This is a genomic window from uncultured Limimaricola sp. (assembly GCF_964022235.1).
In the GTDB taxonomy this organism is placed as follows: Bacteria; Pseudomonadota; Alphaproteobacteria; order Rhodobacterales; family Rhodobacteraceae; genus Limimaricola.
In genome coordinates this window covers 222,249-249,011 of sequence record NZ_CAXHZL010000003.1, presented here as the reverse complement: position 1 = coordinate 249,011, position 26,763 = coordinate 222,249, and the positions used below count along the sequence as shown (strand labels likewise).

The following is a 26,763-nucleotide window of genomic DNA, read 5'->3' as shown; positions in this document are numbered from 1 at the left end:
TCGCAGCGGGCCTGAACATCACTCGCAGACCTCCTATATGGTGGGGGTCGACCCGACCGGAGGACTTCCCTCGTGACGCAAGCCACCCGCGATCTGCACCGATCCACCGAGTCTCAGCCCGTTCCCGACCGCGAGGATGCGGCCAAGGCGCTGCGCCTGCTGCGCAGTTGGGCCGCGCTTGCCACGCCCGAGGAGGTCGCCACGCTCGATCCGCTGATCGGGCGGCTGGTGCCGGGGCAGGCCCTGTCGAACTATCCGGCTCTGGCGCGCGCCTATCCGGAGGATTTCATCGTCGACGACAGCTACCGCGCGATGCTGCCCGATTTGCAGAACGGCCCCTCGAGCCTGATCCGCGGGGCGGCCCGCGCGATCCAGCATGTCGGCATCTCGAACTTCCGTCTGCCGATCCGCTTTCACACCCGCGACGGCGGCGACATCGCGCTCGAGGCTTCGGTGACCGGGACGGTCAGCCTCGAAGCCGAGAAGAAGGGCATCAACATGTCGCGCATCATGCGGTCCTTTTACCGCCATGCCGACAAGACGTTTTCCTTTGACGTGATCGAGACGGCGCTCGCCGACTACATCGCCGATCTCAAAAGCTTCGACGCGCGCATCCAGATGCGGGTACGGTTCCCGATGCTGCGCCCGTCGCTGCGCTCGGGGCTGTCGGGCTATCAATATTACGACCTCACGCTCGAATTGGTGGAACAGGCCGGTGTGGCCAAGAAGATCATCCACCTCGATTATGTCTATTCTTCGACCTGCCCGTGTTCGCTCGAACTCAGCGAGCATGCGCGCCAGTTCCGGGGCCAACTCGCCACGCCGCATTCGCAGCGCTCGGTCGCGCGGCTTTCTGTCGTGGTCGAGCCCGGCCCGGTGCTGTGGTTCGAGGATCTCGTCGAGATGGCGCGCGCCGCCGTGCCGACCGAGACGCAGGTGATGGTCAAGCGCGAGGACGAGCAGGCCTTTGCCGAGCTCAACGCCGCCAACCCGATCTTCGTCGAGGACGCGGCGCGGCTCTTTGCCGAGCAGCTCATGGCAGACCCGCGCATCGGCGATTTCCGCATCATGGCGAGCCATCAAGAAAGCCTGCACAGCCATGACGCGGTGAGCCTGCTCACCGAAGGGTCGACCTTCGCGAACGAAAGCCTCGATCCGCAGCTCTTCGCGAGCCTGCTTCACGCCGGCTGATCAGAGGTCCCCGGGCGCGGCTCCAGAGCCACGCCCGGGGACCGCGTGCCCGGCTCGCTTGACAGGGCGAGAGGGCTACGCCAACGCTCCCACATGATCGACCTGCGCCCCGTCGGATATGTGAACGGCCTCTTGCTGTCGGTGCTGGGTCTGACCATGCTGGGTCCGATGCTGGCCGACCTCGGGGCGCGCAACGGCCATTGGCCGGTGTTTCTCGAAAGCGCCGTGCTGACGCTGCTCACCGGGATCTTGATGGCGCTGTCGTGCCACAACGGCGTGAAGCCCAAGTTGACGCTGCGCCAGACCTTCCTGCTCACCTCGACCGTCTGGATCGCGCTGCCCGCCTTCGGGGCGCTGCCCTTCATCCTTGGCGCCACCGACAGTGGCCTGACCGACGCGGTGTTCGAGGCGATGTCCGGGATCACCACCACCGGGGCCACCGTGCTCACCGGCCTCGAGGAGCTGCCGCGCGGATTGCTCCTATGGCGCGGCATCCTGCAATGGCTGGGCGGCATCGGCATCATCGTCGTTGCCATGGTGTTCCTGCCCGAACTCAAGGTCGGCGGCATGCAGGTGTTCCGCTCCGAGGCCTTTGAGACGATGGGCAAGATCCTGCCCCGCGCCGCCGAGATCGCGAGCGGTATCTCGGTGATTTATGTCGGTCTGACGTTGGCGTGCATTCTCGCCTACATCACCACCGGCATGGAGCCGTTCGATGCGGTGGTGCACGCGATGACGACGATTTCGACTGGCGGCTTCGCCACCACCGACGCCTCCTTTGGAGCCTATGGCGCAGGCGCGCATTACGTCGGCACCGTCTTCATGTTTCTCTCGGCACTGCCTTTCGTGCGCTACGTGCAACTCGCCGCAGGGCAAGCGCGGCCCCTGCTGCGCGACACGCAGGTGCGCGACTTCTTCCTGACGATCATGGTTTGCGTGGTGCTGATCTCGCTGTCCTTGGCCAATTACACCCATGGCTTCACCGAGATCGCGTTTCGCGAATCGCTGTTCAACGTGGTGTCGATCATGTCGGGCACGGGCTATGCCAGCGCCGACTACATGACCTGGGGCCCGTTCCCAGTAGCGATGTTCTTCTTCATCGGCTTGATCGGCGGCTGCGCGGGCTCGACAGCCTGCTCGGTCAAGATCTTCCGCTACCAGATCCTGTTCGCCTCGATCGCGGCGCAGATCCGCAAGATCCACCAGCCGCACGGGGTCTTCACCCCGCGCTACGATGGCCGCCCGGTGCCGCCCGACGTGCTGTCGTCGGTGATGTCCTTCTTCGTCGTGTTCATCGTCTCGATCGGCATCACCTCGGTGCTGTTGTCGCTGACCGGGCTCGACTTCATCACCAGTGTCTCGGGCGCCGCGACGGCGCTGGCCAACATCGGCCCCGGCCTCGGCCCGATCATCGGCCCGGCCGGAAACTTTCAGCCACTGCCCGAAGTCTCGAAATGGATCCTGATCATCGGCATGTTCATCGGGCGGCTCGAGCTGCTGGTGGTGCTGGTGGTCGTCACCCGCGAATTCTGGAGATCGTGATGCAGGAACCCCGTCGCCCCCTCGGAGTGCAGCTGGCCCAAGCGCTGGCTACGCGCGGTGTCGAGGTGGTGTTCGGCATCCCCGGTGTCCACAATCAGGAGATCTACCGCGGTCTTCACGACGCGGGGTTGCAGCATGTGTTGGCACGGCACGAGCAGGGCGCGGGTTTCATGGCCGACGGGTACGCGCGCGCGACCGGGCGGCCCGGCGTGGCCTGCGTGATCTCGGGACCAGGATTGTGCAACCTGATGACGCCGCTGGGCCAGAGCTGGTCCGACAGTGTCGCGGTTCTGGCGATCTCATCCTGTCTGCCGGGAGGCGGCCCGCCCGACCATCGGTTGCACGAGATGCGCGACCAGCGCGGCGCCGCCGCCACCGTCACCGCGTGGTCCGAGGAGGCGCGCGACGCCGATCATGCCTACGCGCTGCTCGATCGCGCCTTCGCGGGGTTTGCCGAGCGCCGCCCGCGGCCCGCGCATATGCAGGTCCCGATCCCGCTGCTCGAGGCTCCGGCCCTCGCGGCACCGCCTGCGGTGCGGCCGCAGCCGCCCAGCGCCCCGAACCCCGGCCTCGTCACCCGCGCCGCGCGGCTTCTGGCCGAAGCGCGTCGACCGCTGCTGATCCTTGGCGGCGGCACCACGGGGGCCGCGCCGGAGGCGCGTGCTCTGGCCGCGAGGCTGGGGGCCGCGAGCTTCGTGACCACCGCTGGTCGGGGCGTCATCGCGCCGGGGGACCCGCTGCATTATGGCAGCTTTCTCGCGCGACCCGACAGCGCCCGTGAAATTGCCCGTGCCGACGTGGTGCTGGTGGCGGGCTGCGCGCTGTCCGAGACGGATTTCTGGCGCGAGATGCCCGGTTTCGATGACCACGCGCGGGTGATCCGGCTCGACATCGATCCCGCAATTCTCGCCGCCGACGCCCGATCCGAGCTTCGGCTCGCCGGTGATGCGGCGGCGGGACTGGCGATGATCGTCGCGGCGCTGGGGCCGGGGTCGGCCGCCTCGGACTGGCAGCCCGACCGGATCGACGCCGCGCGCCGGCGCTGGTTCGCCGAGATCGACGCCGAAAGGCCGGGCCTTCTGGCGGTGATCGACGCGCTGCGTGAGGCGTTGCCGCCCGAGGCGATGGTGTTCTCGGACATGACCCAGATCGCCTATGCGGCAGTCGAGGCTTGGCCCGCGCCCGCCCCGGGGCTGTGGCATCATCCGTCGGGGTTCGGCACGCTGGGCTATGCGCTGCCCGCAGCGATCGGCGCGGCGGTGGGGCGGCCCGATGTGCCGGTGGTGGCGCTCGCTGGGGATTACGGCGTGCAGTACACGATCCAGGAGCTAGGCACCGCGGTCGAGCTGGGCCTGCCGCTGCCGCTCATCGTGTGGGACAATGATCGACTGGGCGAGATCGAGGCCAGCATGCGCTCGGCGCAGATCGCGCCGCAGGCGGTGCATCAACGCAACCCCGATTTCTGCGCGCTGGCCCGTGCTTGGGGGGCGGAGGCCGAGACGCCAGATAGCCTCGACGCGATAGCCCCGGCGCTGGAGCGCGCTTTCGCCGCAAATGGCCCGACGCTGATCCGGCTCACGCCGGATCTGGTCTGAGTCTCACTCCCAGCAGCTCACCAGCGCCGTCATCTCGCCCGCGCGCCGGGCCACCGTCTGGACCGTCTCGTCGAGGCGCGCCTCGGTGCGCTTGCCCTCGACGCCCACGGCATCGAGAGCGGCGAGCACCGTGTCGCTCTCGAGCGCCAGAGCAACGCCCGACGGCAGCACCCGACCGGCTTCGCGGTCGCCGGGCAGTAGTAGCCCCAGCACCGCGCCGCCCATGTCGAGCACCGGCCCGCCTGCGTCGCCGGGCTGCGCGTTCAGCTCGAGCCGCTTGAGATCCTCCTCGCCGCCAAGGCCGCGGATATCGGCCAGACGACCGAAGGTCGTCGCCGCCACCGACAGCGCGGCTCCGTAGGGAAAGCCCGCCACGGCCACCTTGTCGCCGATGCGCGGAACGCCGGTCTGGAACGTCGCGACGCCGCGCGGGGCCAGCGGGGTAGCGGGCCGCAGCAGCGCGAGGCCCGAGGCGGCGTCCTCCATCAAGAGCGTCGCGCCGAGCTGACCGTCGATCGCCACGTCGCCGCAGCCAGCGACGGCCTCGGCGGCGGTGGCGACGGTGCCGCTCGCATCTACGAACACGCCCGCGCGTTCGCGCAGCGGCGCGCGGATCTGCAGCCCCGAGACGAGATCAATGGACTGTTCTTCGTCAGCGGGCACCTGGCCGCGCTCAAGCACACCCGGCAGCGCCTTGAAACTCGCCGTCATCTCCGACAGCACCCGCGTGCGGCGGCTCTCGTCATTCGCGGGCCAGACCAGAGCGAAACCCTTGATCGCGCCTTCGATCAGCGCCGCCTCGACATGAGTGACGCGGTTGTCGTCCGCCCCCTCGATCACGAAGCTGCGCGCATCTAGCCCGCGCGCGCCCTCCGGCGGCACCACCTCGAGCGTCTGAAGAATCTCGTAGAGCCCGGCGAGGCGCTTCGTGTCGCCGGGCTGGGAGATCAGCAGAACCCGCACCGCCTCATCGCCGCTGGCCTCGTAGGGCACGAAGGGCGGTTGCGCTTCGCTGCGCGCAACGAGCGCCGTCGGCATCACGATTTCGATCCCGGCCTGATCGTCGGTCACCGCGGCAAGGCCCAGCCCGTCGAGCACCGCGTCATAGGCCCCGAGCAGCGCCGCGCGCTGCGTCGAGGTAAGCACGCCTGTGTCCTCGTAGCCGTTCTGCCGCTGCCAATCGGCCATGGCGCTGCGGGTGCCCGCGCCAAAGGCCCCATCGATGCCCGCATCATAGACCCCGGCCCAGCGCAGCGCGATTTGCAGCCTTTCGCGTTCGGTGCCGTCGAGCGCGCGCTCCGAGGCGCGCGCCTCGGCCAGCGTTTCACGCGGGGCCTCAGCGGCAGGGGTATCGGTGGCGTCGGGGGTGTCGGTGGCAGGGGCGTCCGGCGCGGTGTCTGCGGCAGGTGCCTCAGTCGACGTCGCCGTCGGCGCGGTCAGTGCCCTTGCGACGCCCGGGGCATCGCCCCGCGCGCCCACCGGCCAGAAGCGGGAGCGGTACTGCGCGCCGTCGGCCACGAAGGCATCGCCCGGAATCGCGCCCGCCGCCTTCAACTCGCCCAAGAGCCGCCGCGCCTCGGCGGGATCGTAGGGGCCAAGGGCGATACCGTACCAGCCGGTGCCCAGCGCATAGCCCGAGACCGCCTCGAAGCGCCCCGCATAGGCGCGCGCCCGGGTCTCTGCCCGGCTCAGCGTTGGCAGGGCTTCGACCTGCAGCCAGACGCCGCCCTCCTGCGCCCATCCTGCGCCAGAGAAAAAGCCGGTGGCGAGCAGGGCTGCAAGCAGTCGTTTCATGTGAATCGCGCGTCCCGTTGTGCTGAATCTGGCCTGCGACCATAGCACCGCATCGGCCGGGGACCATGCAAAAGCGCCGCAGCTGGGCGTAGCTGTTGCGCCGGCGCGCCATGATTGACCCTATCTGCGCCGCACCGTAAGCAGGCCCGCGATCCGTGAACCCGCGAGAGGCCCCCTGATGACCGACGCTCCCCGTTCCTTCCAGGAGATCATCCTGCGGCTGCAGTCCTACTGGGCCTCCAAGGGCTGCGCCGTGCTGCAGCCCTACGACATGGAAGTGGGCGCCGGCACCTTCCACCCGGCGACGACGCTGCGTGCGCTGGGCTCGAACCCATGGGCCGCGGCTTATGTCCAGCCCTCCCGCCGCCCGACCGACGGGCGTTATGGCGAGAACCCGAACCGGCTGCAGCATTACTACCAGTATCAGGTCATCATCAAACCGAGCCCGCCGGATCTGCAGGACCTCTACCTCGGCTCGCTGCGCGCCATCGGCATCGACACCGGCTTGCACGACATCCGCTTCGTCGAGGACGACTGGGAAAGCCCGACCTTGGGCGCCTGGGGCCTTGGCTGGGAGGTCTGGTGCGACGGCATGGAGGTGTCGCAGTTCACCTATTTCCAGCAGGTCGGCGGGCATGACTGCCGCCCCGTCTCGGGCGAGCTGACCTACGGGCTCGAGCGCCTCGCGATGTATGTGCTGGGTGTCGATCATGTCATGGACATGCCGTTCAACGACCCCGACGCGCCGATCGCGCTGACGTATGGCGATGTGTTCCGCCAGACCGAAGAAGAGTATTCGCGCCACAACTTCGACACCGCCACCACCGAGATGCTCTTGCGGCATTTCGAGGATGCCGAGGCCGAGTGCGCGGCGATCCTGTCGGCCCCAGCCGAAGATCCGCGCACCGGTAAGCGTATCGTCATGGCGCACCCCGCCTATGATCAGGCGATCAAGGCCTCGCACCTGTTCAACCTGCTCGACGCGCGCGGAGTCATCTCGGTGACCGAGCGGCAGGCCTATATCGGTCGCGTTCGCGCGCTGGCCAAGGCCTGCGCCGACGCCTTCGTCACCACCCGCGCGGGCGGTGCCGTCGCATGATCACCCGCATCGTCATCTCGGCGCTGCTGGCCTTCGCGCTCCTGTCGGGCGTGCTGATGTGGTACTTGCAAGTCTATGCCTATTACGACGAGCTGACCCCGGCCCAGGTGGGCGAGGTCACCGTGCTCGACGACCGGGCCGCGCCGATCACGGTTGCGGTGTCGAACCTGCGCGCCATCGACAGCAACAGCTCGCCGATCCGCTTTCGCGCCTGCATGGACATCGAGGACGCAACCGCCTTCGACAACGCCGTGATCCACGAGCGCGCCGAGCCGCTGGTCGCGCCGGGCTGGTTCGACTGCTATGACGCGCGCGACGTGGGCGAAGCACTCGAGAGCGGGCAGGCCCGCGCCTATGTCTGGAAGCTCAACGAGCCCTACGGCATCGACCGCATCCTCGCCGTGATGCCCGACGGGCGCGCGCTCGCCTGGAACCAGATCAACGTCTGCGGCGAAGTCGTCTTTGACGGCGACCCGGCCCCGCCCGGCTGCCCGACCCCACCCGAAGGGACCAATTGATGCCCGACCTGCTGATCGAACTGTTTTCCGAGGAAATCCCCGCGCGCATGCAGGCGCGCGCCGCCGACGACCTCAAGCGCATGGTCACCGACGGCCTCGTCGAGGCCGGTCTCACCTATGCCTCCGCCGGCGCCTTTCACACGCCGCGCCGCCTTGCGCTGTCGGTCGAGGGTCTGACCGAGGCCAGCCGCGACACTGTCGAAGAGCGCAAGGGCCCGCGCACCGACGCCCCCGAAAAAGCGCTGGAAGGCTTTCTGCGCTCGACCGGTCTCACCAAGGACCAGCTCGAGATCCGCGACGAGAAAAAGGGCCAGCTCTACTTCGCCAAGATCACCCACAAGGGCCGTCCGGCGGCCCAGATCGCGGCCGAGGTGCTGGAGAGCGCGATCCGCAACTTCCCCTGGCCCAAGTCGATGCGCTGGGGCGCAGGCGACCTGCGCTGGGTGCGGCCCCTGCATTCGATCCTGTGCATCCTGACGGATGAGCAGGGGGCAGAGGTCGTGCCGATGCAGGTGGACGGCATCGACGCCGGGGCCGCGACGCGCGGTCACCGCTTCATGGGGCCGGAAGAGTTCACCGTGTCCTCCTTCGAGGATTACGAGACCAAGCTGAAGCGCGCCCGCGTGATGCTCCGCGCCGAGGAGCGCGCCGAAACGATCTGGTCCGAAGCCTCGAGCCAAGCCTTCGCGCAGGGCCTCGCTCTGGTCGAGGATCGTGGGCTGCTCGACGAGGTTTCGGGCCTCGTCGAATGGCCCGTCGTGCTGATGGGCGAGATCGGGGCCGACTTCCTCGACCTGCCGCCCGAGGTGCTGCAGACCTCGATGAAGGAGCACCAGAAGTTCTTTTCGGTGCGCGATCCGAAGTCGGGCAAGATCACCCGCTTTGTCACCGTCGCCAATATCGAGACGCCGGATCACGGGGCCACGATCCTCGCGGGCAACGGCAAGGTGCTCTCGGCGCGGCTGTCGGACGCCAAGTTCTTCTGGGAGAACGATTTGCGCATCGTCAAGGCGGGCGGTCTCGAAGCCATGGCCGAGGGGCTGTCGAACGTCACCTTCCACAACAAGCTCGGCTCCCAATCCGACCGCATCGCCCGCATCGCGGCATTGGCGCGCGAGATCGCGCCGCAGGTCTCGGCCGACGCCGATGATGCCGAGCGGGCCGCGAAGGTGGCCAAGGCCGACCTGCGCTCCGAGATGGTGGGCGAATTTCCTGAGCTTCAGGGCCTGATGGGGCGCTATTACGCCGAAGCTCAGGGCCTCGGCGCACAGATCGCTGCTGCCGTGCAGGAACACTACCAGCCGCTCGGCCCTTCGGATGCCGTGCCCTCCGCGCCGGTCTCGGTCGCCGTGGCGCTGGCAGACAAGCTCGACACGCTGGCGGGCTTCTGGGCCATCGACGAAAAGCCCACCGGCTCCAAGGACCCCTTCGCGCTGCGCCGCGCGGCGCTGGGCGTGATCCGGCTGGTGCTGTCGAACGGGCTGCGGCTGAAGCTGCGCGACCTCATCGCCAAGGCCGACGAGCGCGCCAGCACCGACGACCTCATCTCTTTCTTCCACGACCGCCTCAAGGTTCACCTGCGCGCCGAGGGCATCCCGCATGACGTCATCGACGCCTGCATCGCCATGCCCGGCAACGACGACCTGACGCTTCTGGTCGCCCGCGCCGAGGCGCTCGCGGCCTTCCTCAAGACCGAGGACGGCACCAACCTGACGCAGGGCTTCAAGCGCGCCAACAACATCCTGACCCAGGCCGAGGCCAAGGACGGGGTCGAGTATTCCTATGGCGCCGATGCGAAGTTCGCCGAGAGCGCAGAGGAAAAGGCGCTCTTTGCGGCGCTCGATGGTGCGCAGCCGAAGATCGACACGGCGATGGCCGCAGAGGATTTCGGCGCGGCGATGGGGGCGATGGCGAGCCTGCGCGCGCCGATCGACGCCTTCTTCGAGGCGGTACAGGTCAACGCCGACAATCAGGTGCTGCGTCGCAACCGGCTCAACCTGCTGTCGCGCATCCGCACGACCTGCGGCGCGGTAGCGGACCTGACGAAAATCGAAGGTTGAACCCATAAGACGAAGGCCGTGCTTGGCGGATCGCCCCGCACGGCCTATCTTGCGGCGACAAGGAGTGCCGCAGTGCAGCAATTGCCACGAGACCCGAAGATCCTGCTGATCACGCCCGAGGCCGACATGTCGGCCGTGCGCCATGGCGGCCGGGCCAAGTGTCTGCAGCGCCTCGTGCGCATGGGGCTGCCGTTGCCGACCACGGTGGCGCTGTCGTTTTCTTGCGTGCATTCCATCGCACAGGGGCGGATGCCCGACCTGTCGCAGATCATGCGCCACTTCGACGAAGCGCCGCTTTTGTCGGTGCGCCCATCGAGTCAGGATCCCGACTGGGGCGGGCCGGGGGCGATCCTCAACATCGGCATGACGGATCTGAGCCATGCGCGGCTCTGCGACGAGGTCGGCGAAGAAGCGGCGACCTCGCTCTATCTGCGATTCATCCAAAGTTGGGCCGTGCATGTCGCCCGACTAGATCCCGACAGCTTCGACATCCCCGACAACCCCGGCCCCGACGCGCTGCGCGCCGCGCTTGCCGCCTATGAGGCCGAGGCCGAGGAGCCGTTCCCGCAGGACATCTCCGTGCAGCTTTGCGAAGTGCTGCGCTCCATGGCCCGCGCGTGGGAGGGCACTACCGCGCGGCTCTTGCGGCAGGGCAAGGGCGCGCCTGCCGATGCGGGGCTGGGCCTCGTGGTGCAGCAGATGGCGCTCGGCGTGGGACAGGGAGAATGCGGCTCCGGCGTGATCCAGTTCGTCGACAGCCAGACCGGCAAGCCGCAAGTGACGGGCCGATACCTCAGCCAGAGCCAGGGGCGCGATGCGCTCAAGGCCGGGGCCGGGGCGATCTATCTCACCCGGGACGAGCGGGGGTCCTCCTTCGAGGAGATCTGCCCCGACGCCTTCGAGCGGTTGCTGCGGATGGGCCATTTGTGTCGCGAGCGACTGCGCGAGGAGATGCAGATCGAGTTCACGCTGCAGGAGGGCCGTCTGCACGTGCTCGACGCGGTGCGGGTGAACCGGTCGTCGCGCGCGAGCGTGCGCATCGCCGTTGCGCTGGCCGAGGACGGGATGATCCCGCGCGAGGAGGCCGTGCTTCGGGTCGAGCCGCAGGCGCTGTCGGAACTGCTGCATCGCCATGTCGACCCTTCCGCCCCACGCGACCTTATCGTGTCGGGCATCGCCGCCTCGCCGGGGGCCGCCACCGGGCGGATCGTGTTCTCGGCAAATGCCGCACAAGCCTCTGCCGCGCGCGGCGAGGCCTGCATCCTCGTGCGCCGCGAGACCACGCCCGAGGATATCCGAGGCATGCACGCCGCCGAAGGCGTGCTGACCATCCGTGGCGGTATCACCAGCCATGCCGCTGTCATCGGCCGCGGCCTCGGCGTGCCTTGCGTGGTTGGCGCGTCCGAACTGACCATCGATGCCAAGCGCCGCCACATGGTGGCGCCGGGGGGACGCAAGCTCGCCGAGGGTGAGATCATCACGCTTGACGGCACCTCGGGTCAGGTGCTGGCAGGCGAGCCCGCGATGTTCGAGGCGGTACTCGACGGGGCGTTCCGAACGCTGCTCGACTGGGCCGATGATTTCCGCGACATCGGCGTGCGTGCCAACGCCGATACCCCTGCCGATGCGCAGACCGCGCGCAATTTCCAGGCGCAGGGGATCGGGCTGTGCCGGACCGAGCATATGTTCTTCGAGGAAGGACGCATCGGCATGATGCGCGAGATGATCTTCGCCAAGGACGAAGGCGCGCGCCGCGCCGTGCTTGAGCGGCTCTTGCCGATGCAGCGCGCCGATTTCGCGCGTTTGTTCGAGATCATGCAGGGTCAGCCGGTCTGCATCCGCCTTTTCGACCCACCCTTGCACGAATTCCTACCCTCTGATCGCGCCGGTATGCGCGATCTGGCTGACGGCCTCGCGGTGACGCTGTCGGATGTTGAGGCTCGGGTTGCGGCGCTGACCGAGTACAACCCGATGCTCGGCATGCGCGGCGTACGTTTGGGCATCACCGTGCCCGAGATCTACGAGATGCAGGCGCGCGCCATCTTCGAAGCGACGATTCAAGCCAGCCGCGACGGCGAGGCGGTGGTGCCGGAGGTGATGATTCCGCTGGTCTCGGCGATGAAGGAGGTCGAGCTGGTCAAGGCGCGGATCGATGCCGTGGCCGCACAGGTGCGCGCGCATTCAGGCGTCGAGTTCGACTATCGTCTGGGGGTGATGGTCGAAACACCGCGTGCCGCGCTGCGCGCCGCCGATATCGCCCAGCACGCGGCCTTTCTGTCGTTCGGCACCAACGACCTGACGCAGATGACCTACGGGCTATCGCGCGATGACGCGGGCCGGTTCATGTCGATCTATGTGAAACACGGTGTCTATGAAGAGGACCCGTTCCACAGCCTCGATCTCGAAGGTGTGGGCGAGTTGTTGCGGATCGGAGCCGAACGCGGTCGGGCGGGGCGACCGGATGTCACCCTGTCGATCTGCGGCGAACACGGCGGATCGCGTAACGCGATCGAATTCTGCCGCAAGCAAGGGTTTGATTACGTGTCCTGTTCGCCTTTTCGGGTTCCGGTGGCACGATTGGCGGCGGCGCAATTGGCGCTGCTCGACCGGGTCAAAAGCTGACAAAATCACCACTATCGTATAGTCCGATGTGGATAAGAGCGATTTTTTGCTTGCAACTGTGGCAAAGAATCGCCGGTTCCCTCCGAGTCGGGTGACGCAAAGGTAGACACCCCGAACCCGTTCCCATACCCCCCGACCTGCCAGCGCGGGGCATACCGCGAGGAACCGGGGACACTGCAATGAAGCGATTGAACTTTCTGCGCCTGCCCAGCTTTGGCGCGATGGCTTGTCTTGCGACGATGATGGCCGCAGCACCAGCCACCGCCAGCGAGGATGGTCTCGCTGCGGCGCAGAACAACGCAGTTGCAACACCCGGCGCGGAAGCCCGGTTGGCCCTGCTTCTGGGACAACAACGCGAAGCGGGCGAAATTGTTCCCGTGGCCGCTTCCGCCGATGCCATGACGCTTCCTGCCGCCGCCGAGCGCGGTCTGAGCATCGCCTCCCAGACCACGCAGGATTATGATGCGTTGATGGCGGCGCTGCCAGCAGCCAAGGGCGACGCGCAATGGGAATGCCTGACCGAGGCGCTCTACTTCGAAGCGCGCGGCGAATCGCTCAAGGGTCAATTTGCGGTGGCCGAGGTGATCCTCAATCGTGTCGACAGCCCCGACTACCCCAAGACGATCTGCGGCGTCGTCAACCAAGGCACCGGGCGCAAGTATGCCTGCCAGTTCTCCTATACTTGTGACGGCATCGCCGACACGGTCAGCGATCGCGGCTCGTGGAGCAAGCTGGGTCGCATCGCCAAGATCATGATCGGCGACGGCCCACGCGAGCTGACCGGCGGCGCTACCCATTATCACACCACGGCGGTGAACCCCTCCTGGGCTGGTCGCATCCCCCAGACCGCCGCGATCGGCGCGCATCTGTTCTACCGCGAGGCCACCCGGACCGCCTCGAACTGAGGCCCATGCTTGCCGGGAGGGCGGGGGGAGGTTAGATGCCCCATGCCCGCAAGCCCGGAGTGGCCAGATGACCGACGAGACCCGCCACGCATTCGAGCATCCGCAAGCCCGCGCCGCGGCCACGGCATCCGGACTGCGCGACCGCATCCTGCTTCAGGATCACATCATCGAGGTCGAGATCGGTGCGTTTCGCGCCGAGCGTGACGCGACGCAGCGGCTCGCCTTCGATATCGTGGCCGAACTGGCGCCTGCGCCTCCGGCTGGCGACGATGTCGACCGTATCCTCTCCTATGACCGACTGACCGAAGCGGTGGCGGATTCGCTGGCGACCGAGCGGCTCGACCTGCTTGAGACGCTGGCCGAACGCATCGCCGAACGCATCCTTGCCGAACCTCAGGCCGAGCGGGTCTTCGTGCGCATCCGCAAGCTGGATCGCGGCCCCGGCGCACTCGGTGTCGAGATCATGCGCGCCGGGGCCAGCGCGCGGCCGCCATCGAAGGCGCCGCGACCGGTGGTGGCGCTGATCTCGGCTGGTGCGGCCGCGGATGTGGCGCCGTGGCGCGGGGCATTGCTCGACGGTCCCGGCCCGCTGATCCTTTGCGTCGAGGCCAAGCCCGCCGCTGCAGTCGTCGCCGATGCCGCGATCCGGGGCCGGATCGAGCTTTTGGCGCTCGACCAAGCGGCTTGGCGTCTGTCGGCCGATCTGCCGGAGGTCGAGGTGCGCGATAACCGCACCGAGATCGACTGGGCGCAGCGCAAGGGAGCGGCGACGCTCTGGGCTCCGGCGCGCATGGCGGTCAGCGCCCTTGATGGACCTTCGGGCACAGGTGCTGCCGATCTTGCCACATGGCTGGCCGAAACGCTCGACGCGCGCGAGATCGTATTGATCGGCATGGCGGCTCCGGTAACGACACGACCCCTGCGACGGATCGCCTTGCCCGGTGAGGCGACATGAGCTGGGCGACGCCGCATCCGCTTTGGCCGACCTCGCTCGAGCCGGGCCTGCCGCTGGCCGGGCAGTCGGGCCCACGGTTCGCTCAGGCCAGCCTCGATGGCGCGTCAGTCGAAGTCTCGACGCTGGATTCCGCGTTGCGCGATCGGCTGACGGTGGCTCGACCGCCGCTGTGCGGACTGACGCTCGATCGTCCCCGGCTCATGGGCATTCTCAACGTCACGCCCGACAGTTTTTCCGACGGGGGCGACCATGCCACGCGCGACGCGGCGGTGGCGAGGGCGCGTGAACTCGTGGCGCAAGGGGCCGAGATCCTCGACATCGGAGGCGAATCGACCAGGCCCGGCGCGACCGAGGTGCCTGTGGCCCAAGAGATCGCCCGCGTGGTCCCGGTTGTGGCGGCGCTGCGTGCGGCCGGTGTGGAGACGCCGATTTCGATCGACACCCGCAAATCCGCCGTCGCCCGCGCGGCTTTGGCCGAAGGCGCGGACATGATCAACGATGTCTCGGCGTTGACCTTCGACCCCGAACTCGCGGGCGTGGTGGCCGAGACGGATGCGCCACTCTGTCTTATGCACGCTATGGGCACCCCTGCGACCATGCAGCAAGCGCCCCAGTACGATGACGTGGTGGCGCAGGTCCACGACGCTTTGTCGGCTCGAATCGAGGCGGCGGTGTCGATGGGCATCGCGCGCGATCGGCTGCTGGTGGATCCGGGCATCGGTTTCGGCAAGGATCTGCAGCACAACCTTGCCCTGCTGCGCGCGTTGCCGCAGTTTCACGACTTCGGGCTGCCGCTGTTGCTCGGGGTCTCGCGCAAGCGGTTCATCGGCACGATTTCGGGGGCCAAGGCCCCCAAAGAACGGATGCCCGGTTCGGTTGCGGTAGCGCTGATCGCGGCGCAGCAGGGAGCGCATGTTCTGCGGGTCCACGACGTCGAAGAAACAAAGCAGGCGCTGAGCCTGCTCAGGGCAGTAATGGGATGGGACGAATGACACGCAAGCTCTTCGGCACCGACGGGGTGCGCGGCACCGCCAACACTTGGCCGATGACGGCCGAAATCGCACTCAGGATCGGCGCCGCCGCCGGGCGCTATTTCCGCAATGACGGCTCCAACGGCCACCGGGTGGTGATCGGCAAGGACACGCGGCTCTCGGGCTACATGTTCGAGAACGCGCTTGTCGCTGGCCTCACCTCGACAGGCATGAACGCCCTGCTTCTGGGGCCGGTGCCGACGCCTGCCGTGGGCCTGCTGACCCATTCGATGCGCGCCGACGTCGGCATCATGATTTCGGCCAGCCACAACCCGCACCATGACAATGGCATCAAGTTCTTCGGCCCTGATGGTTTCAAGCTCTCGGATGAGGCCGAAGCCGAAATCGAGGCGATCGTCGCGGGCCAGATCGAGCCTGCCAAGGCGGCCAACATCGGTCGGGCCAAGCGCGTCGATGATGGCCGCTTCCGCTATGCCGAGCGGGTCAAAGCGACGTTCCCGCAAGGCAAGCGTCTCGATGGTCTCAAGGTGGTGATCGACTGTGCCAACGGTGCGGCCTACAGGGTTGCCCCCGAGGTGCTTTGGGAGTTGGGCGCCACGGTCATCCCCGTGGGGGTGACGCCTGACGGCACCAACATCAACCAGAACTGCGGCTCGACCGCACCGCGCCACGCGGCGGCGCGGGTGCTCGAGGAAGGGGCGGATCTGGGGATCTGTCTCGACGGCGACGCCGACCGGGTGATGATCATCGACGAGACGGGCCAGATCGCCGATGGCGATCAGCTCATGGCGTTGATGGCGGGCCGCTGGGCCGAAGAAGACCGGCTGCGCGGCGGCACCCTGGTGGCCACCGTGATGTCGAACCTCGGGCTCGAGCGGTTCATGACGGCGCGGGGCCTCAACCTCGAGCGTACCAAGGTCGGCGACCGCTATGTGGTCGAGGCGATGCGGCGCAACGGCTGGAATCTGGGAGGTGAGCAGTCAGGCCATATCGTGATGACCGACTATGCCACCACCGGCGACGGCCTCCTCGCCGGTCTGCAGTTCCTTGCCGCGATGATCGAGACGGGCAAGCCCGCGAGCGCACTGGTGCGTCAGTTCGAACGGGTGCCGCAGCTCTTAAAGAACGTGCGCTACGCGCCGGGCCAGGATCCGCTCAGTGTCGCATCGGTCAAGACGGCGATCTCCGAGGCCGAGGGGCTGCTGAGCGGCAAGGGGCGGTTGCTGATCCGCAAGTCGGGCACCGAGCCGCTGATCCGGGTCATGGCCGAATGCGAGGATGACGCGCTGCTTGCGCAGGTGGTCGAGGGCATCGTTGCAGAAGTGAAGGCGGTGGCCTGATTTCAGCGGGCCGGAGCCGCGCGCATGAGCAAGTCGCGCAGGTTCCGGCCTTGGCTGATCCCAAGACCGGTCAGGATCAGCGCCAGCGCCGCGAAAAAGCGCCAAGGCAGCGCTTCGCCCAGGCCCAGAGCGCCGATCGCCATGGACCAGACCGGCACCTGATAATTCACCAGCGTCATGAACACCGATCCTGCAGAGCGGATCACCGTCACACGGATCAGCGCCGCGAGCGCCGTGGGCAACAGGCCGAGGAACACAAGTGCCGCACCCGGCACCGCGCCGGTCCAGCCCGGCAGCCCTTCGGTGAGCAGCATCATCGGGACCAGCACCACCGCCCCGAGCGTGAGGCTGAGCGCCGTGAGCACGATGCCGTCGATCGGCGGGCAGCGGCGGGTCAGGATCGACGCCACCGCATAGGAGAGGGCCGCCGCGAGGCAGGCCATCTGACCCCAAGCCGAGAGACCTGCGCCCGGAGCCAGCACGCCCGGACCGATCAGCACCAACGCACCAAGGAAACCCACGCCCACCCCGACGGCACCGCGCCAGCGGAAGGGCTCATCCGAGAACACCGCCGCCAATGGCAGCACGAACAAGGGCAGTGCCGCCATCGAGATGCCCGCAAAGGCCGATGGCACGTATTGCTGGCCCCATGAGAGCAGCAGGAACGGCAAGGCGGTCGACAGCAGACCGATTGCCATCAAGTAGCCGGTAAGCCGTGGGGTGAGCGGCGGCACGCGTCGCTGCATCACCCGCATCAGCCCGAGCATCGCCATGGCCCCCAGCGCAGTTCGCGCGCAGGCCACCGTGACCGGGCCATAGCCGTCGAGTGCCAGCCGGACGACGGCAAACGTTCCGCCCCAGATCAGGCCGAGCAGGAGGATCGACAGCCAGTTGGCTGATGTGGGTTGTGACGTCATGGTGGTGCTTCAGCATGACGCTACGAGAAAGTCCATGATCGAAGCATGGATCCGCACGACTCAGGGTCAAGGGTGCCATCGACGCTGCTCTGAAGCCTTCCCATCACAACCTGGCTCGAAGCGCAGATCACGATCTGTGAGCACCGGCACTCAGTTCACGTAGCCATCACAGCGCTGTGATCGCTCTATGCTGCCCTAGGGTTGAAGTCGGTGCAGGCGGGACCTCTTTGCTGTTCGTCAAGGCGCGAGTGAAGCCGCCGGTCGATCAACGGCAAGTTTCAAGAGGGGGCCGAAATCACAATTGAGGATCGCCATCGTGATGTTTCAATGGTCGCCAGATCGCCGATCGAGGCGCAGCCTGATGTCACGGGTCTCGTGACCCGCCATGACACAGAAGGGTCGAAGCCATGTATGGGAAACTCTTAGCTCTGGCACTCTTTACCACCTCGGCCACGGGCACGCTGGCGATGACCGGGGAGAATGCGTTTCCGTCACTAAGTCGTCTACAGGAACAGACCTCGGTCGTTGAGCTGGGCATCGTGCGCTCCCAGAGCAGCGGGACGGTCGAAATTTATACCATGGGACCGAATGGAACGATGATCTTGCTTGGAACCGAACCGGTGCACGCCGGGGCCAACAGCAATGTGCGCGTCCATGTCGATCAGCCGGTGCGGCAGGATATCGTCGCGGTTCTGCGGGTCGATGGTCAGGTGATGGCCACCCATCGTTTTGACGTGATCGAGCGCTGAACCGGTATGGAGTTCGTCTGGCGGGGCCGACCCTGAGGTCGGCCCCAAGCATGTCAGGCGCGCATTTCAGCAATCGCCTTGGCCGGTGCGGCCGGTGTGTTGGCGGCGGCATAGCGCGTCGCCGCGGCCTGGCTCGACGCGGGCTTGTCCTCGACGAGGGCGATCTTGGGCGCGGCGGACTCGCCGCTCGAGATCGTGGCGACCAGAGTGGTCTGGCGCAGCCGGTCCTGCGTGGCCTGCGCTTCAGCCCGCGAGCGCGCGAGATCGGAGACTTCGGCGGCCGTTTCGATGTCGGTCGCACGCACGGTGACGGAGCTGCGCGCGGTCACGTCTTCCCGGCGAGCCGTGCTGCTGGTCGTGTCGGACTTGCTGGCACTGCTCGAAGCCGAGACGACGGTATCTTGGGTCGAGACCGGGGCCGATGCGCTGCTCGACGTGCTGCTCGCAGCAGTGGCTTCGGCAGCCTCGGTGGCCGAAGTGGTGCTCGTCGTGGACTGAGTCGAAGAGGTGGAGCTCGAGTAGAGCGACTGAAGGCCTGAAGTGAGGCTAGAAGTGATGCCGGAAATCATGATTGATACTCCTGTAAAATCATACAGGAGTCACATCGAGCCGAATTGCGGCAAGAATTCATGCAAAACATGGCCTTACGCAGACTCTATACGAATGGATTGCTTTGTACATGTCCAAAAAGACAGGGGCGCCCAAAGGCGCCCCCTAGTTGTTGCCGACCGGCAACTCCGAAATACGAAGATGGTCAGTTGCGCGCCTTGTCGACCATCTTGCCCTTGGAGATCCAAGGCATCATCGCGCGCAGCTTCTCGCCGACCTGCTCGATCTGATGCTCGTCGTTCAGGCGACGGGTCGCTTTGAACGAGGGCTGACCCACCGCGTTCTCTTGCATGAAGTCGCGCACGAACTTGCCGTTCTGGATGTCGGTGAGCACGTCCTTCATGCGCTTCTTGGTCTCCTCATAGGGGAGGATGCGCGGGCCGGACACGTACTCGCCGTATTCGGCGGTGTTCGAAATCGAGTAGTTCATGTTGGCGATGCCGCCTTCGTAGATCAGGTCCACGATCAGCTTCACCTCGTGCAGGCACTCGAAATAGGCCATCTCGGGCTCATAGCCCGCCTCGACCAGCGTCTCGAAGCCCATGCGGATCAGCTCGACCAAGCCGCCGCAGAGCACGGCCTGCTCGCCGAACAGGTCGGTTTCGCATTCCTGACGGAAGTTGGTCTCGATGATGCCCGAGCGGCCGCCACCGATGGCGGAGCAATAGGACAGGCCGATTTCCATGGCCTTGCCCGACGCGTCGTGGTGCACGGCCACGAGGCAGGGCACGCCGCCGCCCTTGACGTATTCGCCGCGCACGGTGTGGCCCGGACCCTTGGGCGCCATCATGATGACGTCGACGCCGGCCTTGGGCTCGATCAAGCCGAAGTGCACGTTCAGGCCGTGCGCGAAGGCTATGGCGGAGCCTTCCTTCAGGTGCTCATGCACGTGCTTGCGGTAGGTCTCGGCCTGCAGCTCGTCGGGCATGGTGAACATGATCACGTCGCACCAAGCGGCGGCCTCTTCGATGCCCATGACCTGCAGGCCTTCGCCTTCGGCCTTGGCACGCGAGGGCGAGCCGTCGCGCAGCGCCACGACGAGGTTCTTGGCGCCCGAATCGCGCAGGTTGAGCGCGTGGGCGTGGCCTTGCGAGCCGTAGCCGAGGATCGCGACCTTCTTGTCCTTGATGAGGTTCACGTCGCAATCGCGGTCATAGTAAACGCGCATGATCTGGTCCTTTCGAGGTCCCGTTGTCTCGTTCTGAGGGGCACCATAAGGATCGGGGCAGGGGATACGAGGAGGAAACCGCATGAAAATCGCATCATTTGCGTGATGGTCATTCTCAAATTGTAGATATATCGTGATCTTCATGCAGGACGACACCGACCGCCGCCTTTTGCGCCTTCTGCAGGAGGCCCCCGACCTCTCCACCGCCGAGCTGGCCGATCGCGTCGGGCTCACCGCCATGCGCTGCGCACGGCGTCTGGCGCGGCTCGAGGAGACCGGCGTGCTGCGCGGCGTGCGGGGGGTGATCGACTGGAAGGCCTTGGGCTTTGCCGTTGCGGTCAGCCTGCGGGTAACACTCGACAAGACCCAGCCGCGCGCCTTCGACGAATTTCTCGCCCGTGCCCGGCAGGTGCCTGAGGTGATCGAGATCCAGACCTTCCTCGGTCGTGTCGACGTGCGGCTGCAGATCGTGGCGCGCGATCTCGGGCATTACCGCGATCTTTATCGCGAGAAGATCCTCGTGCTGCCGCATATCGCAGATATCGAGAGCCTGATGACGTTGAGTGTGGTGAAATCCGACGAGGCGCTGCCGCTGTGACCGATCTCGATGCCATCGATCGCCAGTTGCTGCGTGCGCTGAGTCGTGACGCCACCCGACCCGCCGCCGATCTCGGGCGCGAATTGGGCCTGTCGCAACCTGCGACGTGGCGGCGTATCCGGCGACTGCGCGAAATCGGTGCGCTCAAAGGCCGTCGCCTCGATCTCGACGCCGCGGCTTTGGGCTTCGGCGTCACGGTGTTTCTCGGCATCAAGCTTGCCAGCCGGGGCCGCGCCAGCCTCGAGGATTTCGAGCGAGCGGTCTGCGCGATCCGCGAAGTGCAGACGGTCGAGCATGTTTTGGGGCTCTACGACTACCGCCTTCGGGTCGTCGCGCGCGATCTGGAGGATTTCGAACGGGTGCTGCGCCGCCGGATCATGACGTTGCCGGGCATCGGCCCGGTCGAGGCGAACGTACTCTTGTCCGAGGAGCGGCTGCCCGGCCCGCTCTAACGGCCGCCGCGCGCGCCAAGCCCCAGCCGCATCAACCCGCGCCGCAGCGCTGGCACGTCGTGCATGACGCTGAGGCCAGCGCCGCGAACCGCCTGCGCCAGTGGACCGCCGGCCATGGCGAGACGATTCAGCGCGTCGATCCCATGTTCGCGCAGCGCGATGTCGCCCGACCGGCGTTGCGCATAGGTCGAGAGCATCGCCGCGTCGCCCAACACTTCGGGCCGCGCGGCTGCAAGATCGACCAGACATGCAATGTCGGCCAGCGAGGTGTTGAGGCCCTGCGCGCCAATGGGCGGCATCACATGCGCGGCCTCGGCCACAAGTGCCACCCGCTGTGCCGTCAGCGCGCGCGCCGTCTGCAGGATGATCGGCCAGGCCTGCCGCCGTGTGACAAGGTGCAGCCGTCCCAACACCCGCTCGGAGCGTGAGGTGGCCTCGATGTCGAAATCCGACACCGGCAGGGCGGCCAGCCGTTCAGCCTCGCGCCCCGGCTCCATCCAGATCACCGCCGAGGAGGGGGCGCCATCGAGATCCGGAAGCGGCACCAAGGTGAAGGGCCCGCCGGAGCGATGAATTTCAGTGGAAACATTGTCATGCGGGGCTTCGTGCGTGACCGCGAAGGCCAGCGCGTTTTGCCCATAGCGCCGAACCCGCACACCGATGCCGCAGGCCTCCCGCACGGGGCTACTGCGCCCATCGGCGGCGATCACGAGCTTGGCCGCGATACGTGAGCCGTCGCTCAGCCGCACCAGCGCGCGGTCGTCGCGCATCACCAGCCCGGCAAAGCCGCAGCCCGCGCGAAACTCGACCCGGTCCATTTCTTCGATCCGGGCCGCCATCTCGCGGCGCAAGAGCCAATTCGGGAGGTTCCACCCAAAGGGCAGGGGCCCGAGATCGGCGGCGTCAAAATCGCGGCTCACCGGCGTGCCGCGACCGGCCTCGACGATCCGCATCACCTGCAGCGGCGTCGCGTGTGGGGCGAGGCGCTCCCATATCCCGGCGCTGTCGAGGAGTGCGCGCGCGGGCTGCAGGAAGGCGGTGGAGCGCAGGTCGGCCCCGGCTTCGGCCATTTCGCGCACGGGGGGCGCGGGATCGACGCAGAGCACCGAAAAGCCCCGCGCGCCAAAGGCGGCCGCGGCTGAAAGGCCTGCGATGCCGCCGCCCGAGACGAGAATGTCGATGTTCTGTGTCATGGAATGGAGATAGGCCGCGACGCCTGCGTGGGAAAGCCTATCGCACCAGCTGCGACACAAAGCCCGCGAGATCGCTGGTGTGATGATGGATGTGATCGGCGCCGAGCGCGCCCGGCGGGCCGACCAGCACCGTGCGCATACCCATCGCATGCGGCACCGCGAGGTTGCGCGGGTCGTCCTCGAACATCGCCCCCTGTTCCGGCGCCAGCCCGTCGAGCCCGAAGACCGCTTCGAAGGCGGCGCGCTCGGGCTTGGGGACGAGGCCCGCGTGCTCAACGCCGTAGACCGCATCGAACACCCCCTCTAGCCCGCGAGCCGCCAGCACTCGCAGCGCGTAGGGGTTCGATCCGTTCGTGTAGACGATGCGGCGGCCGGGCAGAGCGGCGATGGCACGGGCCAGCACCGGATCGGCGTCGAGATGGCCCATGTCGATGTCGTGCACGTCGATCAGGAAATCATCGGCAGGCAGGCCGTGCTCGGCCATCAGCCCGGCAAGCGTTGTGCCATAGCGCGCCCAGTAGTCGGCGCGCAGCCGGTCGGCCTCGGCAGCCTCGATGCCCAGCTCGCGCATCATCCAAGCCCGCATCCGCACCTCGATCTGGTCGAAAAGCCGCGCTTCGGGCGGATAGAGCGTGTGGTCGAGATCAAAGACCCAAGCCCGGACATGGGCGAAGTCGGCGGCGATGGCGGAGAGGGGCGTGTCGGTCATGACGCGACCCTATGGGCGCAACCGGAGCGCGGCAAGATGGGCGCGGGTTGAACACAGGCTTGCGCAGGGGCTATCGTCTCCCAACCCATGGGAAGGCCGCGCATGCAGGACACCAGACCCTCGCAGAAGGACGCCTACGGGCTGATCCTCGAATCGATCGACGGCGGCATCTACCGCCCCGGTGACCGACTCGTCGAAAGCGAGTTGGCAGATCGATTCGGCGTGTCGCGTACCCCGGTGCGCGAGGCGCTGCAGCGGTTGGAGACCCAAGGCATGTTGAGCCGCGATGGCCGCTCATTGATCGTGGCCTCGCTCGATCACACGCAGCTGGCCGAGCTTTACGTGGTGCGTGGCGAACTCGAGGGGCTGGCGGCGCGGCTGGCCGCACGTCACGCCGCCCCCGAGGAGGTGCGGGTGCTGCGCGACATGCTCGATGCCGATCAGGCATTGGTCAACGATCCCGCTGCGCTGTCGCGCGCCAACCGGCGGTTTCACAAGCAGATCCACCTCGCCAGCCACAATCGCTTTCTGGTGCGCCAACTCGACCTCGTGCACCGTTCCATGGCCCTTCTGGCTTCGACCTCGCTGGCGGCCGAAGGACGCGGCCGCGGCGCGCTCGAGGAGCACGCGACGATCGTCGCTGCGATCGAGGCGGGCGATGGCGACGCCGCCGACCGGGCGCTGCGCGATCACATCAGCCATGCCTTCATCACTCGGTTGAAGCTGGACGCGGCGAAGGTGGAGGCGGCGACCTGAGCGCCGCCGCTGGGGCAAAGATGCCGTGCCGGGTCTTTTCCCAGTGAAACGGGCTGCGCAGTACCTGCCATAGCGCGCGCCAGACCGCGACGGTGGCGAGGGGGAAGTAGACCTGAAGCCAGGGCGCCCAAAGCGCCAGTCCCGGTTGCCCGGCCCGCCGTGCCGCCAATGCCGCGACAGCATAAGTCACGCCTTCAGACAGCAAAAAGATCATGGCCAGCCCCGTGAGGCTCCGAGGCTGCAGCCATGGCGACATCGGATGCGGCATCCCGAAGATCACCAGCCAGAACGACCACAGCACCGGGGCCAGCGCGAACTGCGCCAGCGTGCCGAGAAACAGCACCTGCACGCCGATGAACCGCCAGGCCCCAAGCTCGCGCCATAGCCGCTCGGGGTCGTGCATCGCCACCCCCCAGCTCAACGCGTAGCCCTTGAGCCAGCGCGAACGCTGCTTGATCCACGGCCAGACACGGGCGTTGGCCTCCTCGAGCGTGACGCTGTCGATCAGTTCGGTGCGAAAGCCGCGCCGCGCCAGCCGCACGCCCAGATCCGCGTCCTCGGTGACGTTGTGGGCGTCCCAACCGCCCACCGCCTCGATCGCGTGGCGGCGCAGGAACAGCGTCGTGCCCCCCAATGGCACCACGAGGCCGAGCCGGTCGAGCCCCGGCAGGACCACCCGGAACCAGCTTGCGTATTCGAGGGTAAAGCAGCGGGCGATCCAGTTGGACCGGGCGTTGTAGTAATCGAGTACGCCCTGCAAGCAGCCGGTTCGTGGCCCGCAGGCTGCAAATCGCGCCACCACGCGCAACAGCTGGTCCGGGGCAGGGGCATCCTCGGCGTCGTAGATGCCGACGATGCTGCCGCGCGTGAAGAACAGCGCGTAGTTCAATGCGCGCGGCTTGGTGCGGAGGCGTCCTTCGGGCACCACCACCACCTGCGCCCAGCTGGGCAGTAGAATCCGGGTCAGCGCGTCACGGGTCTCTGTGTCGTCGGCCTCGACGATCAGGCACAGGTCGAGCCGGTCGTGCGGGTAGTCGAGACGCGCCAATCGATCCAACAGCGCCGCCACCATCGGCCCCTCGCGAAACAGCGGCACCAGCAGCGTCACGACCGGCAGCATATCGGCCGAGGGGGAGGCAGGTGGCGGTTTGGCGGGGGCGCGGCCCAGCGTGGCAATCGCGGCGGCGAGCTTGAGCGCGGTGTTGACGCACAAGGTCAGCGCGCACAGGGCGCAGAGCAGCGCCAGCGCCGCGCCGGGGGCCCATGCCACCGCAAGGGCGGTGCTGAGCATCACAGTGACAGCGAGCAGGCACAGCGGCCTACGCCCGACACCCCGGCAGCTTTGATCGAACGGCACGCGGGCTTCGGCCCGCATCAAGAGCACCGGCTCGACATGCGGCAGAAGCGCCGCACGCAGGGCTTCGGGCGTGCAGATCGCGAAGCGCAGCTGGCCCAGACCCGCACGCTCCAAGGCTGCGCGGGCCTCAGCCGAGGGCGGGGCCGCGCAGAGCACCACGGTGCATCCGCCGATGTGCCGCCAAGGCATCACTCCGAAGTGCAGCGCCCGCGTTGCGCCCAAGCGGCGCAGCAGGCGCAGGTCCGTTGGTAAATCGGTCGGATCGAAGCGGCCGGGCGCGACAGTCTCGGGGCCAGTCACGACCTCCGCCGCACTGGGCGGAGAAAGGACGGTCATCGGGCGGGTTTCCTTGCGAAAGGCTGCCCGATGCTCGGTCCTTGCGGGTTAAGACGCGGTTAACGCCTCAGGCGCGCCGCGCTTCCATGGCTTCGGCAAAACGTTCGAACAGGTAGTAGCTGTCCTGAGGGCCGGGGCTTGCTTCGGGGTGATACTGCACCGAGAACACCGGGCGATCGGTCATGCGGATGCCGCAGTTCGAGCCGTCGAACAGCGACACATGCGTCTCGATCACGCCTTCGGGGAGCGACTGGCTGTCCACGGTGAAGCCGTGGTTCATCGAGGTGATCTCAACCTTGCCGGTTTCACGATCCTTCACGGGGTGGTTCGCACCGTGGTGGCCGTGGTTCATCTTGACCGTCTGCGCGCCCAGAGCACGGGCCAGCATCTGGTGCCCGAGGCAGATGCCGAACACCGGGATCTCGGAGCGTTCCAGCACCGACTTGATCGCCGGGACGGCATAGACGCCGGTTGCCGCCGGATCGCCCGGACCGTTCGACAGGAACAGACCGTCGGGGTTCAGCGCCAGAATTTCGTCCGCGGTGGCGGTGGCGGGCAGCACCGTGACTTCGCAGCCGGTCGAGGCAAGGCTGCGCAGAATGTTGCGCTTGGCGCCGTAGTCGATGGCGACGACCTTGTGGCGCGGGTTGTCCTGCGTCTTGAAACCATCGGGCCAGGCCCAGCGCATCTCGTCCCAGCGATAGGACTGCACGCAGCTGACCTCTTTCGCCAGGTCGAGACCGACGAGACCTTTGAAACCGCGCGCGGCGGCAACCAAGGCCTCAAGGTCGAATTCGCCATCGGGGTCGTGCTCGATTGCGACATGCGGCGCGCCCTGCTGGCGGATTGCGCGGGTCAGACGCCGCGTGTCGACACCGCCCATGCCGATACGGCCGCGCTTGGCGAGCCAGTTCGACAGCGTCTCGGTGGCGCGCCAGTTCGAGGGCTCGGTCGGGCTCCACTTGACGATCATTGCCGCGGCGACCGGATCGGCGGCCTCGTCGTCCTCGTCGGTGGTGCCGGTGTTGCCGATATGGGGAAAGGTGAAGGTGACGGCCTGACCGGCGTAGGAGGGATCGGTCATGATCTCCTGATAGCCGGTCATCGCGGTGTTGAAACACAGCTCGGCCACGGTGCGGCCCGGAGCGCCGAAGCCCTGCCCGTAAAACACGGTCCCGTCCGCGAGCGCGAGGCAGGCGGTCGGCTTGCCGGAAACATTAATCGGCATGGCGTCATTGCTCCTGTAGTGAAACCCGCCGCTACCTAGGGGCAGGGCGCAAAAGAATCAAGACGCGGCGGCACCCGG

The 26,763-nt window shown here is 67.1% G+C and carries 24 protein-coding genes; 16 read left to right on the top strand and 8 right to left on the bottom strand.

Features of this window, described 5'->3' with window-relative positions; all coding sequences use genetic code 11:
- Nucleotides 1-72 precede the first annotated feature (72 nt).
- The 3 genes from folE2 (at nucleotide 73) to AADJ02_RS05825 (ending at nucleotide 4,328) form a co-directional block, all read left to right on the top strand.
- Nucleotides 73-1,191, top strand: a complete 1,119-nt coding sequence (folE2, locus tag AADJ02_RS05835) for a GTP cyclohydrolase FolE2 (RefSeq protein WP_341212055.1) — start codon at nucleotides 73-75, stop codon at nucleotides 1,189-1,191.
- Nucleotides 1,192-1,284: 93 nt separating this feature from the next.
- Nucleotides 1,285-2,733: a TrkH family potassium uptake protein gene (locus AADJ02_RS05830; protein WP_341212054.1), complete on the top strand. Its 1,449-nt coding sequence runs from the start codon at nucleotides 1,285-1,287 to the stop codon at nucleotides 2,731-2,733.
- Nucleotides 2,733-4,328 (top strand): 5-guanidino-2-oxopentanoate decarboxylase, encoded by a 1,596-nt coding sequence (locus AADJ02_RS05825; protein WP_341212053.1) that lies wholly within the window; start codon nucleotides 2,733-2,735, stop codon nucleotides 4,326-4,328. The genes AADJ02_RS05830 and AADJ02_RS05825 overlap by 1 nt, the downstream gene beginning before the upstream one ends.
- 3 nt (nucleotides 4,329-4,331) lie before the next feature.
- On the opposite strand, the gene AADJ02_RS05820 is transcribed toward AADJ02_RS05825, so the two are convergent.
- On the bottom strand, nucleotides 4,332-6,122 hold the full coding sequence (locus AADJ02_RS05820; RefSeq protein ID WP_341212052.1) for a trypsin-like peptidase domain-containing protein: 1,791 nt from the start codon (nucleotides 6,120-6,122) through the stop codon (nucleotides 4,332-4,334).
- Between the two features lie 178 nt (nucleotides 6,123-6,300).
- Here AADJ02_RS05820 and AADJ02_RS05815 point away from each other — a divergent pair, with 178 nt between their 5' ends.
- The 8 genes from AADJ02_RS05815 (at nucleotide 6,301) to glmM (ending at nucleotide 16,613) form a co-directional block, all read left to right on the top strand.
- The gene (locus AADJ02_RS05815; RefSeq protein WP_341212051.1) at nucleotides 6,301-7,221 is read left to right on the top strand and encodes a glycine--tRNA ligase subunit alpha; all 921 of its coding nucleotides are present in this window, start codon (nucleotides 6,301-6,303) and stop codon (nucleotides 7,219-7,221) included.
- A complete protein-coding gene (locus AADJ02_RS05810) occupies nucleotides 7,218-7,739 on the top strand; it encodes a DUF6446 family protein (protein ID WP_341212050.1) in 522 nt (173 codons plus the stop codon). Before AADJ02_RS05815 ends, AADJ02_RS05810 begins: the two co-directional genes overlap by 4 nt.
- On the top strand, nucleotides 7,739-9,799 hold the full coding sequence (gene glyS / locus AADJ02_RS05805) for a glycine--tRNA ligase subunit beta (RefSeq protein WP_341212049.1): 2,061 nt from the start codon (nucleotides 7,739-7,741) through the stop codon (nucleotides 9,797-9,799). Before AADJ02_RS05810 ends, glyS begins: the two co-directional genes overlap by 1 nt.
- 126 nt (nucleotides 9,800-9,925) lie before the next feature.
- Nucleotides 9,926-12,421, top strand: a complete 2,496-nt coding sequence (locus AADJ02_RS05800; RefSeq protein WP_341212224.1) for a putative PEP-binding protein — start codon at nucleotides 9,926-9,928, stop codon at nucleotides 12,419-12,421.
- Nucleotides 12,422-12,600: 179 nt separating this feature from the next.
- Complete coding sequence (locus AADJ02_RS05795) at nucleotides 12,601-13,326, top strand: cell wall hydrolase (RefSeq protein ID WP_341212048.1); 726 nt, start codon at nucleotides 12,601-12,603, stop codon at nucleotides 13,324-13,326.
- 67 nt (nucleotides 13,327-13,393) lie between these two features.
- A complete protein-coding gene (locus tag AADJ02_RS05790; protein ID WP_341212047.1) occupies nucleotides 13,394-14,281 on the top strand; it encodes a dihydroneopterin aldolase in 888 nt (295 codons plus the stop codon).
- The gene (folP, locus tag AADJ02_RS05785) at nucleotides 14,278-15,273 is read left to right on the top strand and encodes a dihydropteroate synthase (RefSeq protein ID WP_341212046.1); all 996 of its coding nucleotides are present in this window, start codon (nucleotides 14,278-14,280) and stop codon (nucleotides 15,271-15,273) included. The genes AADJ02_RS05790 and folP overlap by 4 nt, the downstream gene beginning before the upstream one ends.
- Complete coding sequence (gene glmM, locus AADJ02_RS05780; protein ID WP_341212045.1) at nucleotides 15,270-16,613, top strand: phosphoglucosamine mutase; 1,344 nt, start codon at nucleotides 15,270-15,272, stop codon at nucleotides 16,611-16,613. The genes folP and glmM overlap by 4 nt, the downstream gene beginning before the upstream one ends.
- Nucleotides 16,614-16,615: 2 nt before the next feature.
- On the opposite strand, the gene AADJ02_RS05775 is transcribed toward glmM, so the two are convergent.
- Entirely contained in the window at nucleotides 16,616-17,530 is a 915-nt protein-coding gene (locus AADJ02_RS05775; RefSeq protein ID WP_341212044.1) for a DMT family transporter, read from the bottom strand.
- Between the two features lie 407 nt (nucleotides 17,531-17,937).
- Between AADJ02_RS05775 and AADJ02_RS05770 the strand changes: the two genes are divergently transcribed.
- On the top strand, nucleotides 17,938-18,279 hold the full coding sequence (locus tag AADJ02_RS05770; protein WP_341212043.1) for a hypothetical protein: 342 nt from the start codon (nucleotides 17,938-17,940) through the stop codon (nucleotides 18,277-18,279).
- Nucleotides 18,280-18,332: 53 nt separating this feature from the next.
- Here AADJ02_RS05770 and AADJ02_RS05765 read toward each other — a convergent pair whose 3' ends face one another.
- Nucleotides 18,333-18,608: a hypothetical protein gene (locus tag AADJ02_RS05765; protein WP_341212042.1), complete on the bottom strand. Its 276-nt coding sequence runs from the start codon at nucleotides 18,606-18,608 to the stop codon at nucleotides 18,333-18,335.
- Nucleotides 18,609-18,624: 16 nt separating this feature from the next.
- Between AADJ02_RS05765 and AADJ02_RS05760 the strand changes: the two genes are divergently transcribed.
- Nucleotides 18,625-18,777, top strand: coding sequence for a hypothetical protein (locus tag AADJ02_RS05760; RefSeq protein ID WP_341212041.1), 153 nt, complete (start codon nucleotides 18,625-18,627; stop codon nucleotides 18,775-18,777).
- Nucleotides 18,778-19,033: 256 nt separating this feature from the next.
- Here AADJ02_RS05760 and ilvC read toward each other — a convergent pair whose 3' ends face one another.
- A complete protein-coding gene (gene ilvC, locus AADJ02_RS05755; RefSeq protein ID WP_341212040.1) occupies nucleotides 19,034-20,056 on the bottom strand; it encodes a ketol-acid reductoisomerase in 1,023 nt (340 codons plus the stop codon).
- A gap of 142 nt (nucleotides 20,057-20,198) precedes the next feature.
- Between ilvC and AADJ02_RS05750 the strand changes: the two genes are divergently transcribed.
- Together AADJ02_RS05750 and AADJ02_RS05745 are read left to right on the top strand one after the other, a co-directional pair.
- Nucleotides 20,199-20,654: an Lrp/AsnC family transcriptional regulator gene (locus AADJ02_RS05750; protein WP_341212039.1), complete on the top strand. Its 456-nt coding sequence runs from the start codon at nucleotides 20,199-20,201 to the stop codon at nucleotides 20,652-20,654.
- Nucleotides 20,651-21,106 carry an Lrp/AsnC family transcriptional regulator gene (locus tag AADJ02_RS05745; RefSeq protein ID WP_341212038.1) on the top strand — a complete coding sequence of 152 codons (456 nt, stop codon included), beginning with the start codon at nucleotides 20,651-20,653 and terminating at the stop codon, nucleotides 21,104-21,106. Before AADJ02_RS05750 ends, AADJ02_RS05745 begins: the two co-directional genes overlap by 4 nt.
- Here the strand turns inward: AADJ02_RS05745 and AADJ02_RS05740 are convergent.
- Both AADJ02_RS05740 and AADJ02_RS05735 read right to left on the bottom strand, forming a co-directional pair.
- A complete protein-coding gene (locus tag AADJ02_RS05740; RefSeq protein ID WP_341212037.1) occupies nucleotides 21,103-22,299 on the bottom strand; it encodes an FAD-dependent monooxygenase in 1,197 nt (398 codons plus the stop codon). The genes AADJ02_RS05745 and AADJ02_RS05740 overlap by 4 nt on opposite strands.
- Nucleotides 22,300-22,336: 37 nt before the next feature.
- Complete coding sequence (locus AADJ02_RS05735) at nucleotides 22,337-23,008, bottom strand: pyrimidine 5'-nucleotidase (protein ID WP_341212036.1); 672 nt, start codon at nucleotides 23,006-23,008, stop codon at nucleotides 22,337-22,339.
- Nucleotides 23,009-23,110: 102 nt separating this feature from the next.
- Between AADJ02_RS05735 and AADJ02_RS05730 the strand changes: the two genes are divergently transcribed.
- Nucleotides 23,111-23,764: a GntR family transcriptional regulator gene (locus tag AADJ02_RS05730; RefSeq protein ID WP_341212035.1), complete on the top strand. Its 654-nt coding sequence runs from the start codon at nucleotides 23,111-23,113 to the stop codon at nucleotides 23,762-23,764.
- Here the strand turns inward: AADJ02_RS05730 and AADJ02_RS05725 are convergent.
- Together AADJ02_RS05725 and carA are read right to left on the bottom strand one after the other, a co-directional pair.
- A complete protein-coding gene (locus tag AADJ02_RS05725; RefSeq protein ID WP_341212034.1) occupies nucleotides 23,718-25,457 on the bottom strand; it encodes a glycosyltransferase family 2 protein in 1,740 nt (579 codons plus the stop codon). The genes AADJ02_RS05730 and AADJ02_RS05725 overlap by 47 nt on opposite strands.
- 67 nt (nucleotides 25,458-25,524) lie before the next feature.
- Nucleotides 25,525-26,685: a glutamine-hydrolyzing carbamoyl-phosphate synthase small subunit gene (carA, locus tag AADJ02_RS05720; protein ID WP_341212033.1), complete on the bottom strand. Its 1,161-nt coding sequence runs from the start codon at nucleotides 26,683-26,685 to the stop codon at nucleotides 25,525-25,527.
- Nucleotides 26,686-26,763 lie beyond the last annotated feature (78 nt).